The sequence below is a fragment of the Hymenobacter mucosus genome (assembly GCF_900188255.1).
Classification (GTDB): Bacteria; Bacteroidota; Bacteroidia; order Cytophagales; family Hymenobacteraceae; genus Hymenobacter; species Hymenobacter mucosus.
The window spans coordinates 553,476-570,557 of the sequence record NZ_FZNS01000001.1; the positions used below are offsets into that span (position 1 = coordinate 553,476).

At 58.2% G+C, this 17,082-nt stretch carries 14 protein-coding genes; 6 read left to right on the plus strand and 8 right to left on the minus strand.

The window, feature by feature from the left end; genetic code table 11:
- Positions 1–157 precede the first annotated feature (157 nt).
- The 3 genes from CHB83_RS02385 (at position 158) to CHB83_RS02395 (ending at position 3,873) form a co-directional block, all read left to right on the plus strand.
- Positions 158–865: a glycosyltransferase family 2 protein gene (locus CHB83_RS02385; protein ID WP_089331535.1), complete on the plus strand. Its 708-nt coding sequence runs from the start codon at positions 158–160 to the stop codon at positions 863–865.
- Positions 866–928: 63 nt separating this feature from the next.
- On the plus strand, positions 929–2,395 hold the full coding sequence (locus tag CHB83_RS02390) for a cellulose synthase family protein (RefSeq protein ID WP_089331536.1): 1,467 nt from the start codon (positions 929–931) through the stop codon (positions 2,393–2,395).
- A 116-nt stretch (positions 2,396–2,511) separates the two neighbouring features.
- Positions 2,512–3,873 carry a glycosyltransferase 87 family protein gene (locus CHB83_RS02395; RefSeq protein WP_179225435.1) on the plus strand — a complete coding sequence of 454 codons (1,362 nt, stop codon included), beginning with the start codon at positions 2,512–2,514 and terminating at the stop codon, positions 3,871–3,873.
- Here CHB83_RS02395 and CHB83_RS02400 read toward each other — a convergent pair.
- The 7 genes from CHB83_RS02400 to CHB83_RS02430 all read right to left on the minus strand — a co-directional run bounded on the left by CHB83_RS02400 (position 3,854) and on the right by CHB83_RS02430 (position 8,847).
- Positions 3,854–4,816 carry a hypothetical protein gene (locus CHB83_RS02400; RefSeq protein ID WP_089331538.1) on the minus strand — a complete coding sequence of 321 codons (963 nt, stop codon included), beginning with the start codon at positions 4,814–4,816 and terminating at the stop codon, positions 3,854–3,856. The two genes, CHB83_RS02395 and CHB83_RS02400, sit on opposite strands and share 20 nt — an antisense overlap.
- 73 nt (positions 4,817–4,889) lie before the next feature.
- The gene (locus CHB83_RS02405; RefSeq protein ID WP_089331539.1) at positions 4,890–5,486 is read right to left on the minus strand and encodes a TIGR04282 family arsenosugar biosynthesis glycosyltransferase; all 597 of its coding nucleotides are present in this window, start codon (positions 5,484–5,486) and stop codon (positions 4,890–4,892) included.
- A 14-nt stretch (positions 5,487–5,500) separates the two neighbouring features.
- Positions 5,501–5,944: a rhodanese-like domain-containing protein gene (locus tag CHB83_RS02410; protein WP_245855255.1), complete on the minus strand. Its 444-nt coding sequence runs from the start codon at positions 5,942–5,944 to the stop codon at positions 5,501–5,503.
- A gap of 376 nt (positions 5,945–6,320) precedes the next feature.
- Positions 6,321–6,659 (minus strand): arsenosugar biosynthesis-associated peroxidase-like protein, encoded by a 339-nt coding sequence (locus CHB83_RS02415; RefSeq protein ID WP_045688555.1) that lies wholly within the window; start codon positions 6,657–6,659, stop codon positions 6,321–6,323.
- A gap of 93 nt (positions 6,660–6,752) precedes the next feature.
- On the minus strand, positions 6,753–7,298 hold the full coding sequence (locus CHB83_RS02420; RefSeq protein ID WP_045688554.1) for a heme NO-binding domain-containing protein: 546 nt from the start codon (positions 7,296–7,298) through the stop codon (positions 6,753–6,755).
- 107 nt (positions 7,299–7,405) lie between these two features.
- Entirely contained in the window at positions 7,406–8,287 is an 882-nt protein-coding gene (locus CHB83_RS02425) for an anti-sigma factor (protein ID WP_045688553.1), read from the minus strand.
- Between the two features lie 2 nt (positions 8,288–8,289).
- Positions 8,290–8,847, minus strand: a complete 558-nt coding sequence (locus CHB83_RS02430) for an RNA polymerase sigma factor (protein ID WP_089331744.1) — start codon at positions 8,845–8,847, stop codon at positions 8,290–8,292.
- 257 nt (positions 8,848–9,104) lie between these two features.
- Between CHB83_RS02430 and CHB83_RS02435 the strand changes: the two genes are divergently transcribed.
- Complete coding sequence (locus CHB83_RS02435; protein WP_089331542.1) at positions 9,105–10,505, plus strand: NAD-dependent succinate-semialdehyde dehydrogenase; 1,401 nt, start codon at positions 9,105–9,107, stop codon at positions 10,503–10,505.
- Between the two features lie 32 nt (positions 10,506–10,537).
- On the opposite strand, the gene CHB83_RS24350 is transcribed toward CHB83_RS02435, so the two are convergent.
- Positions 10,538–10,918, minus strand: a complete 381-nt coding sequence (locus CHB83_RS24350; protein WP_089331745.1) for a ribosomal maturation YjgA family protein — start codon at positions 10,916–10,918, stop codon at positions 10,538–10,540.
- 185 nt (positions 10,919–11,103) lie between these two features.
- Between CHB83_RS24350 and CHB83_RS02445 the strand changes: the two genes are divergently transcribed.
- Positions 11,104–11,889 carry an oxygenase MpaB family protein gene (locus CHB83_RS02445; protein ID WP_089331543.1) on the plus strand — a complete coding sequence of 262 codons (786 nt, stop codon included), beginning with the start codon at positions 11,104–11,106 and terminating at the stop codon, positions 11,887–11,889.
- A 509-nt stretch (positions 11,890–12,398) separates the two neighbouring features.
- A complete protein-coding gene (locus CHB83_RS02450; protein ID WP_179225436.1) occupies positions 12,399–16,979 on the plus strand; it encodes an Ig-like domain-containing protein in 4,581 nt (1,526 codons plus the stop codon).
- The last annotated feature ends 103 nt before the right edge of the window (positions 16,980–17,082 follow it).

Below are 17,082 nucleotides of genomic sequence, written 5' to 3' on the forward strand. Positions count from 1 at the left end.
GGCAGGAATGTAGGGCAGAAAACGCCATCGGGCCCGGAATGTTCAGCTTTGAGCGAGGCGATGCCGGCCCATCACCGCCGACCGTGCATCTTTGTTGCTCCATACACCTCCGGAGTACCCGCCGCTCCCCTCCCACTTCGCCTCCCTGCCGCTACCCATGCCTGCTACCCAGCCCCCGCTTATTGATGTTATCATTCCGGCCTACAACGAGGAGAAGTCCATTGCCAACGTGCTGGCTGAAATTCCGGCTGGCTTGGTGCGGGAGGTGATGGTGGTGGACAACAACTCAACCGACCGCACCGGTGAAGTGGCTGAGGCAGCTGGTGCCACCGTGCTTCGGGAGAACCGCCCTGGGTATGGCTACGCCTGTTTGACTGGTATGGCGCGCTGCTTTGGGCGCCCTGCCCCCGAGCAACCCGATATTATTGTGTTTCTGGATGGTGACTACTCCGACTACCCCGAGGAAATGACGGCATTGGTGGCGCCCATTCTGCGCGGCGAGGCCGACATGGTGATTGGCTCGCGGGCCCTTGGGCAGCGGGAAGCCGGCTCCATGCTACCCCAGCAGATTTTTGGCAACTGGCTGGCTACTAGCCTACTGCGTCGTCTTTACGGTGCCCAGTTCACCGACTTGGGGCCTTTCCGGGCCATCCGCCGCGAGGCCTTGCAGCGCATTAATATGCAGGATACTACCTACGGCTGGACGGTAGAAATGCAGCTGAAAGCCGCTCGACTGAAGCTACGCAGCGTAGAAGTGCCCGTACGCTACCGCCGACGCATTGGCATTTCCAAGGTTTCGGGCACCGTGAAGGGCACGCTGGGCGCAGGCTACAAGATTCTCTGGACCATTTTCCGGTATTTGTAAGTTTGAGTTGCCGCGCTGGCTGCTTCACTGTTTACCTGTTCTTCATGTGCTTTTCTTACCCTGATGCTGATAGTTGAACTTCTGCTCGTGGCGCTTTACGGGCTATGTCTGCTGTTCATCCTCAGCTTCAGCCTCACGCAATTTCACCTCACCCGCTTGGCGCGGCAGGCGTATCAGCAGCCCGCGGCGCCGGCACCGCCCGCGCCGGCCGCGTGGCCCCGCGTGACGGTGCAGCTCCCCATCTATAATGAGTTGTACGTGGTCGAACGCATCATCGACGCCTGCGCCGCCCTCCGCTATCCTACCGACCGCCTACACCTGCAAGTCCTCGACGATTCTACCGACGAAACGGTGGCCCTGGCAGCCGCGCGCGTGGCACACTACCGAGCCCAGGGCCTGCGCATCGACCATGTGCGGCGCCCTACCCGGGAAGGATTTAAGGCGGGTGCGCTACGCCACGGCCTAGAGCAGACCGATGGTGAGTTCATTGCTATTTTCGACGCCGACTTTGTGCCCGAGCCGGACTTCCTGCGTCGCACTATTCCGCATTTTCAGGACGCCCATACGGGTGTGGTACAAACCCGGTGGGGGCATCTCAATGAAGAATATTCTCTACTGACAGAGCTACAAGCCTTTGGCCTGAACGCTCACTTCTACGTGGAGCAAGTAGGGCGCACCGCCGGTGGCCACTTTATCAACTTCAACGGTACCGGCGGCGTGTGGCGACGTACCTGCATTGAAGATGCCGGGGGATGGCACGCCGACACGCTGACCGAGGATCTGGACCTGAGCTACCGGGCCCAGCTGCGGGGCTGGCGCTTTCGCTACCTCCCCCGCGTGGTGGCCCCCGCCGAGCTGCCCGCCGCCATGGACGCTATCAAGTCGCAGCAGTTCCGTTGGACCAAGGGAGCCGCCGAAACGGCCCGCAAGCACCTAGGGCAAATGTGGCGCTCGGGGCAGCCTCTTAGTACCAAAGTGCACGCCACTTTTCACTTGCTCAACAGCTCCGTGTTCGGGGCCATTTTGCTGATGGCGGTGCTAAGTGTACCCCTCGTATTTGTGCGGGCCGATTTGCCAGCGCTACGCCCCGTGTTCCAACTGGCCTCGGTGTTTCTACTGGGCTTTGTACCTCTCACGTACTATTACTACACCTCCTGGCAGCTCGCCACCCACGACCGGAAGCCTACTGGTTGGTTCCTGATGCGGTTTATTCTGTTTTTATCGGTCATGATGGGGTTGTCGTTGCACAATGCTCGGGCCGTGTGGCTGGGCCTGCGTCGGCAGCCCTCGGCCTTCGTCCGCACGCCCAAGCTGGGACTAGTGCGGCGGCAGGGTCCGTGGCAGGGACGGCGCTACCACACCAGCCGTCTCAGCGGCCTTACCTTGCTGGAGGGTGGGCTTACGCTGTATTTCCTGTCTGGACTGGTGGCCGGGCTCTACTACCAAGACTTTGGCCTGTTCCCGTTTCATTTGATGCTTACTGGGGGCTTTGGTATCGTTTTTTACTACTCGGTTCGTCATCGTCGCTAAGCCGCTTGCCTAGCTATTGTATTCGCTTAGCCGAGCACCCCATGGGCCCCACGCCACACCACACCACTCCTGCTAATCAGCCGCGGCCCCACTCAAGCATAATTTGCTGGCTGCTCGTGCTCCTTGCTGTGGCAGCCTACGGAGGCCTTGCTTACTACACCCCACGCCACCACTTTGGGCAGCTTCTTGGGTTAATGATGCTAGCGTTTGGAGCGTATGCTGGGTTGTGGCGGGCTCGGATTTCCCTGCGGGTAGGTCTAGCAGTAGCGCTAGGTGTGCGCCTACTGTGGCTACCAGCCCTGCCCGCCTTCTCCGATGATTACTACCGTTTCCGTTGGGACGGCCTATTGGTAGCCCACGGCCTAAGCCCGTTCCAGTACCGGCCCGACGAGCTTCTTCGCCCGCTTTCTCTCCCAATTTCTCCTTCCGACACCGCGGCCCAACAGTCTGAACTCTCCCCAACGGACTTGCGCCCAGTTCTAAGCGTACGGGAGGAATTGGGAGAACTGTACAGCAAGCTCAACTCACCGCATTACTATTCCGTGTATCCGCCGGTGTGCCAGGCTGTTTTTGGGGTGGCGGCCTGGCTTTTTCCCAGCAGTGCCCTGGGGTTTGTGGTGGTACTACGGCTGGTGGTACTAGCCGCCGAAATAGCTACGGCGGTTCTCCTTTTGGCCTTACTGCGCACCTTACGATTGCCTACCCGCCTGGCCCTCCTGTATTTACTCAACCCCTTGGTAGTGGTAGAGCTTACTGGCAATCTGCACTTTGAAGCCGTAGTCATTACTTTCCTGCTCTTGATGTTTTGGCTGCTGGGCAGGAACCGCGTAGGGCTGGCGGGTGGCGCACTGGGCTTGGCCGCCGCCGCCAAGCTCTTGCCCCTACTGGTGGTACCTCTATTGGTACGGCGCCTTGGTTGGAAGCAATTTGTAGTATTTGGCAGCGTGGCAGGCGGAGTGTTGCTTCTGCTGTTTGTGCCATTCCTATCCGCCCAACTGCTATCCAACATTGGCCGTAGCCTCAACCTGTATTTCCGCAACTTCGAGTTCAATGCCAGCGTGTACTATCTGCTGCGGCCCATTGGAGAGTGGCTAACTGGTTGGAATCAGATTGCCCGTATTGGGCCTGCGCTGGCTCTTACTACGGCAATAGGTAGTTTAGCATTGGCCGGTTTAGAACAGACTCCTTCCTGGCGCACACTATTTACAAGCGCGCTGGGCCTGCTCACGCTCTACTTCCTACTGGCCACCACTGTGCACCCGTGGTATCTCACCCCATTAGTGGCGCTGAGTATTTTCACCCGATTTCGCTACCCGCTGGTATGGTCGGGCCTGGCGGTGCTATCGTACGCTACCTACCAAACAGCGGCCTATACCGAAAATCTCTGGCTCGTAGCTTTGGAGTATGCCGGAGTGGGTACCATGCTACTTTGGGAACTGCGGCGAGGTTCCCTAACTCCTACTGTACGGGCAGTGTAGTAGCGGCATTTTCCCCTACCGAATCAGTGGGCCGAGTGGCAGATGGAGTTTGGGGCCAGTAGGCGTAGCGCCGTACTTGCTTCAAGGACAAGGTGCGGCCGTCCCAAGTAGTTTGCCGCAACAGCAGGTTAGGATATTCCTTGGCAAACCAGTATACGTTCTGCTTCTGCGGGGCCAGGGCAACAACTACCCGCCAGGCGGGCTGGGGGGCATCGGTGGTGAGGGCTTCTTCTACCCGTATGCGAGCTTGGTACAGCACGGGCACGTTGGCTTGGCTGGTTTGCTGTAGCTCGTAGATGGGCGATGTGAAGCTAAGGTTGGGAGCAAAACGCAGGCTGCGCAACGTATAGGGCAGCGCATCTTCAAATAGCACTTCGCGGCGTAGCTGGCGCCGCCCGGCCCCCTGCCCATCCCAATAAGAGTTATAGGCTTGGGTATACTGGAGCCCATCATCGGTAATAGCCTTAAAGGTATTGCCACACCACTCCTGCGACGAGGTGGTGAGTTTGTGCAGCATGGCCGGCTGGTCGCGCCGGAAGAATAAGGAGGTTAGAAAATGGTAGGGGTAGCTGTCGGTTGGGATGGCGCAGAACTGGTTTACTTTCATCACCGGAAAGTTGTCCTTACGCTGGTAGTCGTCGGTCTTGACGTTGTAGTGCTGGTTGAATTCCTCCTTAACCGTAATTTGCGTGTGCTCGAACTGGCGGGGCTCACCATCCACTACCCGAGTGGCGGCATAGGTTGCTACTTCGGCCTTGCCGTCCTCCCACAGCCTATCCATGGCCCACTGCTGCCGAAATACGCCCCCGCGGTGCGTCAGCACGTTGTCGGTAGGTACGTATGGTTTTGGCGCTACTTTCTTTTTGCTGTCGGAAGAGCAACCCGTCAGGCACGTAGCTACTACTACACTACCAAGAAGGGCCACATGTGAGGGAAGGTACATACGCAGAATAGACGGCAGTAGGAATACTGCCCCCTAACATACGCGGAAACTGCACCCCAGTGTTGCACCCAACTTACGTACCCGCACCACGCCAGGCAGCCAAATCAGCGGCCGTGTCCACGTCTCGCAACTCGGGGAGCAAATGAACCTGGAGGTGTAAACGAGTAGCATCCGCCAGCGTATCATGGCGCACCGAATCGGTGCTCCATTGCTTATGCAAGAACAAATCGGGCCACAGCTGCTTCATTCCCAGCAGGTAGTAGCCGCCGTCCGTAGCTGGGCCTAGCACAAGATCGTGGGTGGTAAGGGCCGCGTACGCTTCCGTGAGGTGAGCTGTAGTAAGGCCCGGGCAGTCGGTACCAATGATAACAACTTGGGTGGCACCCTCGGAAAAGGCGTGCGCAAACGCCGTGTGCATACGGTGGCCTAAGTCGCCGGAGGGCTGGGGCCTCACTTCATACCCCTGCCAGGGGTCGGTGCGGTCGGCGGTGGGACCTGCTTCGGCTAGCCACAGCCATTTGCGGGCAGAAACTGGCGCGGCCACTGTCTGGGTATGCGCCAGCAATTCCCGGTATACGGCTAGGGCGGCTTTATCTCCAATTCCGGCAGCTAGGCGGGTTTTCACTCGCCCTAGCTCGGGGTAGCGGGCAAACATCAACAGGTGTTTCATATAAACAAAGCCGCCTACTCGTAAGCCGCTGTTCCACTTTTGAGCCAGGGCCGCCACAGCACCGAGTACGGATGCACCTTCGTAGTAACGCCCTGACTATTGTAAACCGGAAGACCATCGTTTACCCACTGAAAGATGCCGCCGTACAAGTTTTGCACGTTTTGAAAACCCAGGGCGCGCAACTGGGCTCCTACTTGCTCGCTTCGGGCCCCTACGCTACAGTACACCACCACGGGGCGCGTGCGCGGCACGTCCTGAAAGTCAGTGGCTTTAAAGGAATCAAAGTCTACTAGTTGGGCGCCTTGCAAGTGGCTTACCTGGTACTCGGCGGGAGTACGCGTATCCAGTAGCAACACGCTGGTTGGTGCTTGGCGCAGAGTAGTGGCAAGCGAGGCCGGCCGCACGGTGGGAACTGTCTGCTTGTACAACACGCTCAACATTCGGTCGTAAGCCGTCATGGTCAGCTCTTTTCCAGTAGGTTTCTGCCCGCAAGCGCCAGTGCTTAACGCGACTAGCAATAGCATGGCTCCCACCACGCGGCATCCGGTTCTAGTTCTATATTTCACGACTTTCGTAGTCAATCGTCTCTATTTGCGCCTCGTGGGCTTCTCCCCACAGGCAGGGTAGCTCCGGCCGGGTTACCTACTCCGGCTTACTTCACGAGAACACCACCCATGCTGCGGCAAGTTTCTACTGCGCGTGGCGAGGTGCTATAAAAGGCGGCTAGCTCGCAAGGGCTGGGAGCAGAAGAAATAATTCATTCCAAGCCAGCGGCGGCGAGCGACGGTGCGCAACAACGTTGTGTGGCGTTGACCTTCACTCGCCGCGCTCTGCTCACATGGTCATTTCTTTGGTCTTGTTCATCATCTGTACGCCATGCACTAGCACAGCACCACCTTTGATGGCGGCGGCTACGTGCACTGCCTCCATCATCTGAGCCTCATCGGCGCCTTTTTGTAGGGAGTCCGAGGTGTAGGCATCAATGCAGTAGGGACATTGCACGGCGTGCGCCACGGCCAGAGCAATAAGGGCTTTTTCGCGTTCCGTGAGGGCTCCTTCCTTAAACACTTCCGCGTAGTAAGAGAAGAACTTGTTGCCCATTTCGGCTTGCCATTCGGTGATGTTACCAAATTTAGCTAGGTCGGCGGGGTTATAGTAGGTGCTTTTTTCCATGAGGATAAGGTTATCGAACCGCTACGCGGAGTCAGAAATGAATGTGTGAGTGGAAAAGAAAAAGGGGTTGGGAAGCCTATACTTGGCCAAGGACTACGCTGGCGTGCGGCGCACCCGAATGCGCACGTGGGCTCCATCCTCGCTAGTAGTAGGCTCCACTTCAATCTGGTCGGCTTCGTCGTAGTACTTGGCCACGCCCCGCACAATGCCTACCGCCAACGCGCCCATGCGCCGCTCCGAGACGTAGTCAATTAGCAGTTCGTTCTGCGAGAGGCGCGTTACGTGCAGTACGGGCGGGGAGTTTTCTACGTGCTCGGCACGCACCTGCCGATGCATGGTTCCCTCGGTATGCTCTAGCATATCAAGCGTAGTCCAGTTCGGCTGCAGCAGGCGTTGGTACATGTACATCAGGTCGGGCACGAGGTATTCCCCAAACTTCTCCTGTAGCTCGTGGGCAGGAATGCCCGTCATCTCGGCGGCGTGCCCTACCAGCGCATACATGTGCTCATCGGGGTACACGTGCTTATGGTCAAACTGTTCCGCGGTTAGGCCTGCCCGTTCTACTAGCCGTACCCACGTACTGTGGTCGTACTGGGTTTGAACGTAGCGCTTTAGAAGAGAAAATATGGTTCCGTGCACGGCAGAGCAAGCAATTGTGATGGTACGGCAAGCACCCCATCCTGACCAAAAATAAGAAGAGCGGACCATTCCACGTGGTCCGCTCTTCTCCTTACTCAACAGTAGGCTTAGATGTTGCCTACCACCGTCATGGTGCTCAGCGTGGGTGTGGGGCTACCACCCGCGTCTTCCACCGTTACAGCAAAGGCCTGCGCGCTGGCAATGTCCTTCATCTGCTGAATAGTGTCGCCAGCGGTTGTGTTAGCGGCCAGCACACCGGCATCCACCGGCTTGCCATTGTCGAGGGCCCAAAGCTGATATTGCTTGCCGGCAGGCAGAGCAGGTAGGTTGCGCACATCCATGTACACGGCTTTGGTCCGCGCGTTGTAGTATACTCGGGCCAGCGCATCAGGGGCTTTGGGCGTACCCTTCAGTTCTACTGGCTGGAACTGCTCGTCGCGCAGAATGGAGAGCTGACGAGCCCGCTCATCGCTTTCTCGTAGCGTAGCCTGTTGGGTAGCGGCGTAGCGAGACTGCTCCGTTTGGGCTACTTCCAAGTTGGCTTCGGTTTCACGAAGGCGGTTGTACAATAAGAAATTTCCCAGAGCACTCAGCACCAGTAGGGCCACGGAGGCCGCTACTAACCACCGAGTACGCCCGGCCGCAGAAGTGTCGGCCACAGGCATCTGGCGGACTACAGCCTCGTCGCTCGCGGCAGGTGCTGGCGCGGCGGCGGGGGCTGACGTCACCGTCATAGGCGAAACAGGAGCCTCCTGCTTCTGAATGGCTTGTTGCCACCCGGTGAGCACCCGTTCCCGCATTCCGGACGGCGGGGTTACGGCGTGCGCCTGGGCGTAGGCATCAAGGCCATGCATGATTTCGTCCAGCTCCTGCCGAATTTCGGGATGCTGGGCGGCCAGCCGCTCCACATCTGTGCGGCCAGCGTCATCGAGTACACCCAAGGCATACTCCTCAAGGATACCCGATTCGATATATTCCTGAATGTTCACGATTACCGAATCAGTTTAGAAAGTACTTTAATAGCCGCCCGGGCACGGGTTTTCACCGTTCCCAGGGGAAGATTGAGTTCTTCTGCCACTTCGCTTTGGGTAAAACCACCAAAATAAAGCAGGTCAACAATTTGCCGCTGCTCCGGATTCAGCTGGCGCGTCATTTCCTGCAGACCAATGTGCTCAGGCCGAAACGTGGGTTCGGCGGCCTGGCGCAGCGCTGCACTTTCCTCTATTGGCTGCGTACGACTACCTACGCGGTACTGTCGAGACCGGATTTTGTCGATGGCTAAATTTCGACACACATTCATTACCCACGTAAACAAACGCCCTTTTCCGGCGTCGTAGGAGGGAAATGCATGCCATATTTTTACCATAGCTTCCTGCAACACATCCTCGGCTAGCTCCTCCTTCTTGACGATTCGCAGAATCACACCGTAGAGGGCCGAAGAGTACTTGTCGTAGAAGATGGTCATGGCTCCCTCATCCCGGTCGCGCAGGCGTTGCACGAGCAGGTCTTCGGTGGCAGGAGCAGTAGACTCGGGAGTAGTAGCAGACACAGGCAGCAACTAAGAGAAACAAGGCGCGTAGAAAAAAATGCCCTGCGGATGGGACGAAAGTACACCATTCGCCTTTATTCCGGCGCACGGCAAACCAAAATGTACTACCACAGAATGCGGCCCTTGTGCTACGAACTGCACTAATACGATGTTGCACGTAGCATTGCCGGGCTAGTGCTGCCCGTAGTCAGCTAGCCGTTGCACGTGCTACCTACCCGGCAAGCCCTTGCCGCCTTCTTCCTTCCCCGATTTACTTTATGGCAATTGAATCCTTCAACCCTCACACAGGACGCGTAGAGCGCCGCTTTCGGGCATTTAGTTGGTCGAAAACAGAACAAGTGCTTGCTCAGGCTCACCGGGCGTTCAGCACCTGGCGCACTACCTCCTTTGCTCATCGAGCCGAGCGTATGCACCGCGCCGCCGACTTACTGCGGGAGCGTCAGCAAGAGCTGGCGCACCTCATGGCCGTGGAAATGGGCAAGCCCGTAGTGGACGGTCGCGCAGAAATAGAAAAGTGTGCCCTGTGCTGCGACTATTACGCCGACCATGCTGAGCAGTTCTTGGCCGATGAGGAAATAAAAACGGAGGCTCAGCACAGTTTTATCGCCCACGAGCCCATTGGGGTAGTGCTGGCCGTGATGCCTTGGAACTTCCCCTTCTGGCAAGTAGTCCGGTTTGCGGCTCCGGCCCTCATGGCGGGCAACGTGGGCTTGCTAAAGCACGCCTCCAACGTACCACAGTGCGCCCTGGCGCTCGAGAAGATTTTCCATGATGCAGGCTTTCCGCCCGCTACCTTCCGAACCCTACTTATCGGCTCCGACTTGGTAAGTAAACTTATTGAGGATGATCGAGTGCGGGCCGTAACCCTTACCGGCTCGGAACCGGCCGGCGCGCAAGTGGCTGCCACGGCAGGCCGGGAAATCAAGAAAACAGTGCTGGAGCTAGGTGGCTCCGATGCCTTTATTGTGCTGGCCGATGCAGACCTAGAACTGGCCGCCAAAACGGCAGCTCAGGCCCGCATGATTAACTCCGGCCAAAGCTGCATTGCCGCTAAGCGGTTCATCGTCGAGAAATCTATCCTAAAAGAGTTCGTTGCCAAGATGAAAGCCCACTTGCTGGCTTTTCGCCCCGGTGACCCCCTCAACGAAGCTACCCAATATGGCCCCCTTGCCCGCCCCGACTTAGCCGATGAGCTAACCCAGCAAGTGGAGGACTCCGTGAAGCAAGGCGCCAAGGTAGAACTACCCGGCGGCCAAAGTGAGCCGGGCACCGCCCTGTTCCGCCCCATGATACTAAGCCGGGTGAAGCCGGGGCAGCGCGCCTACGTGGAGGAGTTCTTCGGGCCAGTGGCTATCATTCTAGAAGCCAAAGACGCCGACGACGCCATCCGTCTCGCCAACGACTCGCGCTTCGGCCTGGGGGGCTCTGTTTGGACCCGCGACGCAAAGCGCGGGCAAGAGCTGGCGCGCCGCGTAGAAGCCGGGGCTGTTTTTGTAAACAGCATGGTAAAGTCGGCGCCGGAGATGCCGTTTGGAGGCGTCAAGAAGTCAGGCTATGGGCGTGAGCTTTCCCACTTAGGTATCCGGGAGTTTGTCAACCAGAAGTCTATTTGGGTGGCGAAGGAAGAGAAGCCCGAAGCCAAGAAAAAAGTGGAGTAGCCCTTCCCAAAGACGAGTGCCACAACAGCCGCCTAGTTTTCTGCCTCCATTGAGGGCGGAAGACTAGGCGGCTGTCTTTTTCTTTTCCCCACTAGGCCTTCCAACCCCACTCCCGCCAAGATACCTACCCCGTAACACGCCAGATCGGACCACAGAAAGCCGTGCCCGAGAACTAAGGCGCCCAGCCTAGTAGCCCGCAACTGCATAAGCCAGGGGGTATGGCAAAGCTGGCTTAGCTCAATGGCTAATGCAAACCCAGCCGCTACCCCTACCACTCGCCAACTCGACCAGCGCGGCCACCCTAAGCCTACCAACCAAAACACCAGCAAGGCCCACAGCGCGTCGCCGGCGTAGGCGCCTACCCACACCGGTAAGGCCACAGCATACCGGCGCGAAGCCAGACCGAGCCCCATTGTAAGCAATAGCAGCAGGACGTAGACAAACCTATTTCTTTGCAGCACGCAAGTAAAGTTGGTGGATTTGGGATTACTCGTTTACTTTGTAATTCAAAGTTATTTGAAAACATATTAAAACAAGTTACAAGCAGGCACCTACCCGCGGCTTACGCTGTTGCTGGGCTACCTAATCGCATACCTGCATGGAATACTTCGTAGCAAAACAGTCAGTCGTTCGTACTATTTGGGGTAAGGCAGATACCGTGCTGTTCATCTTTGCCGGGGCAGCGGCCGAGTTTGCCGTAAATAAGGCAGTAGATTGGCTATACTTCACCGGCCGCTTACCAGCCGACCCATTGGCCCGCTTGTTCTCTACCGTGGAATACGCACGCCAAATTGTGTTTGCCGACCGCATAGGGGCCGAACGGGCCATTGATACTATTGCGGCCATTCACGGGGCAGTGGAGGCCAAGCGTGGCCAGAGCATTCCAGCCTGGGCCTACCGCGACGTTTTGTATATGCTCATTGATTATTCTATCCGAGCGTTTGAGCTGCTGGACCGGCCGCTTACTGAGCCAGAGCGCACGGAAGTATTTGAGGTATTCTGCCGGGTAGGGCAGCGCATGGGTATTCCCGAACTACCTACTACCTACCCCGCCTGGCTAGCCGACCGGGAGCATCATCTAGCCCAGGACTTAGTGCACAGCCGCTTTACTACCGACTTGTACTACCAGTACCGTAAGCACCTAGGTCCGGTGCGCTATCAACTGCTGCTGCAGGGCCAGCGACTGGTAGCGCCCCCGCTGGTACTTAACCTCTTGCAACTACGCGGGCCGTCCTGGCTACAGTCGGTAGTGCCCCTCTACCGCCACACCCAGCACTTGGCCCTCAGTAAGTGGGTAAAGACCAGCTTGCTGCCACCTACCTACCGGGCCCAAATTCAGGCACTGGACCTGGAGCCTGCGCCCGTCAGAGCACGGGCAGCGTAAGCCCGCCAAGGCTAAGCATCGACTGTGCTGGTACCTATTAGCGGCCACCTCAGAACCCAAAAAAATACGGGCAAAATCGCATGTTTTTTAAGCGCTACCGAGCGCTACGGCAACCCCGCTACCCCGCTTCTGTGAGCCGAGGTAGCGGGGTTGCTGGCGTGTGCAGTAAGCGTATAGGACTGGGCAAAGAAGGCAAATTGGGGCCGAAAAAGGCCAAAACAGGGCTTGGAATTGCGTGCACAAGGGCAATACATTAGCAGTATTCGCCGCCACCTAAGTGGCTGAGGGTATGATAAGATACCCGCCTCTACCCTGCTAGGTCAGCTCTACTAGCTGCGGGGTACCCTCCCCTATTTCGCTCTGATTCGACAGCTGACCGTCAGGGGTCTATTGCTCTTTTGTCCTACCATTTTTCCGTCCCACATCCCACCCGTATGAAAAGAACGCTCTACAAGTATGCCCAACGAGTCCGTATCCGCAGCTTTGCCCTGCTTTGCGGACTCTTTTTTATGACCCAATTTTCTGCCCGAGCCCAGCAGCAGCTCGTGTGGGAGGAAAACTTCGATGGCACCACCATCAACCCCGGCACCTGGACCTTCGACCAGGGCGACGGCTGCGCCCAGGGGGTGTGCGGTTGGGGCAATAGTGAGTTGGAAACTTATACTAACCGGCCCGAAAATGCCCGCGTGGAAAATGGCAACTTAGTACTAGAAGCCCGCCGGGAGAACTACCAAGGCAAGGCATTCACCTCGGCCCGCCTAAAAACACTGGGCCGCGTGCAATTCAAGTACGGCACGTTGGAAGCTCGTATCAAGGTACCAAACTTGCAAAACGGGCTCTGGCCGGCCTTTTGGCTGCTGGGAGCCAGTGGCACTTGGCCCGCCAGCGGAGAAACCGATATTATGGAAATGGGCTCGGCGGCGGCCATTCAGGCAGGGCTGACCAACCGCCGCCTAGGGGGAGCTACCCACTGGGAAAACGGAGGCACGCACGCCGCCTACGATACGCACTACGATAGCCCCACCGACCTGACTGCCGACTACCACGTGTACCGCATGACCTGGGATAGTCAGTTCATTCGCATGTTCATCGACGGCACCGAGTACTACGCCATCGACATCTCGCGGGCCGATGCAGCCGACCTAGAGGAATTTCATAAGGCACAGTACATTCTGCTAAACTTGGCCGTGGGGGGGCAGTACACCGGCATTTATGCCCCCAGTGATATAACGGCTCCCCTACCCGGCCAAATGCTGGTAGACTACATCCGCCTCTACCAAAGCCCCGGCGACGAACTGTACCTGGGCACCAACAATGGCATTGCCGGTGACTTTGGCATTTACACCGAAAGCCCAACCATTACCAACCGGTTGGTATACGGCTCCGATGCCAACCTCTACATCTGGAACAACCTAACCCCCATTGCCGGCGCGGCGCCCTTCGAGGGCCAGGAAGGCCTGGCCTTGCGTGCCAATGCGGGCGGTTGGTTTGGCTTCGGCATCGACAATCAGGTGAAAAATCTAGTGGCCTTTGCCAACGGCTCCTTGAAGTTCCAGTTTAAAACGTCGTACGCGGGGCAGTTCAAATTCGGCATTAAGTCGGGAGCGGGGGAAAGCTGGGTGGATTTCCCGGCCGGCGTTAGCCGCTACGGGCTAGTGCGCGATGGGCAGTGGCATGAGGTAGTCATTCCCCTGTCGGCGTTTGGCAATGGCGACCTTGCTTCCGTGACCCAGACGTTCATGTTTGCCGGCGACGCCGCCAGCACGCAGGCCGATTTTTACCTGGACAATATCTACTATAGCGGTGGCGTGGCCACCAACCCGGCACCCACCGTCAGCCTAACTTCTCCCGCTACGGAGGCGCTGATTACAACTCCCGCTACCGTTACGCTGAGCGCCAACGCCGCCGATGCCAACGGGTCGGTAACGAAGGTGGAGTTTTACAGTGGCTTCACGCTGATTGGAACGGCTACTACTGCTCCCTACTCGGCTACCTGGGCGGGCGTGGCGCCGGGCGTTTACACCATCACCGCCAAGGCTACCGACAACCAAGGAGTCGTAACAACCTCGGCTCCGATTACGGTATTTGTGGCCGCCCCTAACAACACCCCACCCACGGCTACTCTCACGGCTCCCACCGCCAGCGGCAGCTTTACCACGCCCGCTACCATTACCCTGGCGGCCGATGCAGCCGATGCTGATGGCACCGTGTACAAGGTGGACTTTTACAACGGCACTACGCTTCTCGGCACCGATTTCACTAGCCCATATACCTATACTTGGAGCGGGGTAGCGGCCGGAACCTACTCGCTCACGGCTAGAGTAACGGACAACGGCAAGCTGACCGCCACCTCGGCCCCAGTCAGCGTCACGGTGAAAAGCAACGTGATGGCCGGGCCCAACTTTGGCGTGTACACCGACAATGCGCAGATAAGTGACCGGTTGGTAGTAGGTCAGGATGCGAACCTGTACTTGTGGAATAACCTGGCGCCCATCGCATCGCCTACCCCCTACGAGGGCACTAATGTGCTGGCCCTGCGCGCTAATGCGGGCGGCTGGTTTGGCTTTGGTATTGCCAACGACCTAAAGAACCTGGCAGCCTTTGCTAACGGCTCCCTGAAGTTCCACTTCAAAACCACCTACGCGGGACAGTTTAAGGTAGGCGTGAGCAGCGGCGGCAAAGAAGGCTGGGTAGAGTTTCCGGCGGGTAGCACCCAGTATGGCCTCGCCCGCGACGGGCAGTGGCACGAAGTCATCATTCCTCTTCAAGCCTTTGGCACCCTCGACTGGTCGAAGCTGGAACAGGCCTTCATGTTTGCGGGTGATGCCCCCAGCAACCAGACCGATTTCTACATTGACAACATCTACTACAACACCCAGCCCGTGGTGCTGCCCGAGGTAACCTACTGCGCCACCGCCGCCAGTGGCGACTACAGCTATGCTGCCACCACTACCGGCCCCAACGTTACCTTCACATTTCACCCTTTGGGTGCCGTGGCCGGCGGCAACCTAGCCATTCTGTACGTGAACGGCGGGGGCTACACCATGACGAAGAATGGGCTGGGCGACTTCACGTATACCTTGCCCAACCAAACCAGCGGCCAAGTACTGCGGGTATACTTCACTTACCAAGTAGGAGCCGGCGGGGGCGAAAAGAATTCTGCCGCCGCACCGCATACCTACACCGTGGGTACTACATGCGGGGAAGCACCAACGCCTACGCCCCCCGTTGTTACGCTGACTTCTCCCGCCACGGGTGCCAGCTACGCTGCTCCCGCCACCATCACCCTCACTGCCGACGCTACGGATGCAGATGGCGCCATTGGCCAAGTAGCTTTCTACCAAGGCACTACTTTACTAGGCACCAGCACCACCACTCCCTATACCTATACCTGGGCGGGCGCGCCAGCCGGCACCTACTCGCTCACGGCCAAGGCCACCGACAACGCCGGCCTTACTACCACCTCGGCGGCAATATCCGTGACGGTGGGCGCTACTACCCCCGGCGATGCGGGCGGTTACTGCGGCATGGCCAGCAATGGCGACTACAGTTGGCAGGCCGTGACAAGTGGCTCCAACGTCACGTTCACGTTCCACCCTTTGGGCACGGTAGCCGGCGGTAATCTAGCTATCCTCTATGTAAACGGCCCAGGCTATGGCATGACCAAAAATGCAGCCGGCGACTTCACCTTCACCGTGCCTAACCAAACTAGTGGCGCTACCTTATCCATCTACTTCACCTACCAGGTGGGGCCCGGCGGCCTGGAGCGCAACACAGCGGCCTCTCCGCACACGTACACGGTTGGTACCTCCTGCGCTCCTGTCACCGCCAATGCAGCGCCCACAGTTAACCTGACGACGCCTACCCCCAATGCGGTAGTTGCGCCAGGTTCTGTAACGCTAACTGCTAGCGCCGCCGATACCGATGGCTCCATCAGCAGCGTAGCGTTTTACGAGGGCACCACGCTGCTAGGCACCGTGGCTACTGCCCCCTACAGCTTCACCTGGACGAACGCAAAGGCTGGCACGTATTCAATCACGGCCAAAGCCACCGACAACCAAGGCCTCACTACTACGTCGGCCGCCGTTGCCCTTACAGTAGCGGTACCCGATGCCGACAATGACGGCTACCCCGCCGACCAGGACTGCGACGACAACAACGCGGCGGTGCATCCCGGCACCGTGTTCTATGCAGATGCTGATGGTGATGGATTCGGTAATGCGGTAGCGCCCACGGTTACGGCTTGCCTAGCCCCGGCCGGCTACTCTGCCCAAGCCGGCGACTGCAACGACCAGAATGCAGCCATCAACCCAACTGCAAAAGATGTGTGCGGTGAGGACCGGAACTGCGACGGTAAATTAGACTTACCGGCTCAGGCAGCACCTACTGTAGCCGCGCAGCCTAGCTCTACGGAATACACCGGCGCCGATGCGTACACTTTGTACTTAGGGTACGGGCCGCAAAGCATCCGCCTGACGGCCTCGGCTTCTGCGGCCGCTACCTTCACGTGGAGCGCAAACTTAGCACTGAATGCTACTAGCGGAGCCAGCGTAGTGTTCGCGCCCACCCAGCCCGGCAGCTACCCCCTGACCGTTACGGCTAGCAATGAAGCCGGCTGCACGGCCAGCACCACCGTTACGATTACCGTGCTGGATGCGCGGGGCATCAAGAATACCGACAAAGTGCTGGTCTGCCACGAGGGCAACACGTTGGAAATAGCCTCCCAGGCTGTACCCGCCCACCTCAGCCACGGCGATAAGCTGGGCGGCTGTGGTAGCATGGCTGCCCGGCCAGCCACGGCGCCCACCCGTACTTCGGCTATACAGCACGCAGCCGTTGAATTCACTACTGCGCCTAACCCAACCCAGGGCCTCACCAGCGTGGAAGCGACTCTTCCCCAGGGCAACTACAGCCTGGCAGTGTACGACCTGAAAGGCTCCCTAGTAAAGCTGCTTAGCACCGGGCAAGCCACCGACCGCCAGCACCTACGCTTTGAGTGGAATGCCCAAGACTACGCCAATGGCATCTATCTGATTCGGCTTGTTACCAGCCAGGAGGTGCAAACTAAGCGCTTGGTAGTGCAGCACTAAGTAGCTGTCTTCATTTCAACAAAAAGAGCCCCGACCACATGGCCGGGGCTCTTTTTTGTTTCGATATACCAGGTGTCTACTCTAGTATGATGGGGTAGAGCCT

Bases quoted from the DNA above. Each gene is read 5' to 3' on its own strand.
- CHB83_RS02390 (WP_089331536.1), top strand. From the start codon at position 929: ATGCTGATAGTTGAACTTCTGCTCGTGGCGCTTTACGGGCTATGTCTG.
- CHB83_RS02450 (WP_179225436.1), top strand. From the start codon at position 12,399: ATGACCCAATTTTCTGCCCGAGCCCAGCAGCAGCTCGTGTGGGAGGAA.
- CHB83_RS02405 (WP_089331539.1), bottom strand. From the start codon at position 5,486: ATGAAACACCTGTTGATGTTTGCCCGCTACCCCGAGCTAGGGCGAGTG.
- CHB83_RS24350 (WP_089331745.1), bottom strand. From the start codon at position 10,918: ATGGGGCTCGGTCTGGCTTCGCGCCGGTATGCTGTGGCCTTACCGGTG.
- CHB83_RS02435 (WP_089331542.1), top strand. From the start codon at position 9,105: ATGGCAATTGAATCCTTCAACCCTCACACAGGACGCGTAGAGCGCCGC.
- CHB83_RS02400 (WP_089331538.1), bottom strand. From the start codon at position 4,816: ATGTACCTTCCCTCACATGTGGCCCTTCTTGGTAGTGTAGTAGTAGCT.
- CHB83_RS02385 (WP_089331535.1), top strand. From the start codon at position 158: ATGCCTGCTACCCAGCCCCCGCTTATTGATGTTATCATTCCGGCCTAC.
- CHB83_RS02445 (WP_089331543.1), top strand. From the start codon at position 11,104: ATGGAATACTTCGTAGCAAAACAGTCAGTCGTTCGTACTATTTGGGGT.
- CHB83_RS02415 (WP_045688555.1), bottom strand. From the start codon at position 6,659: ATGGAAAAAAGCACCTACTATAACCCCGCCGACCTAGCTAAATTTGGT.
- CHB83_RS02410 (WP_245855255.1), bottom strand. From the start codon at position 5,944: ATGACGGCTTACGACCGAATGTTGAGCGTGTTGTACAAGCAGACAGTT.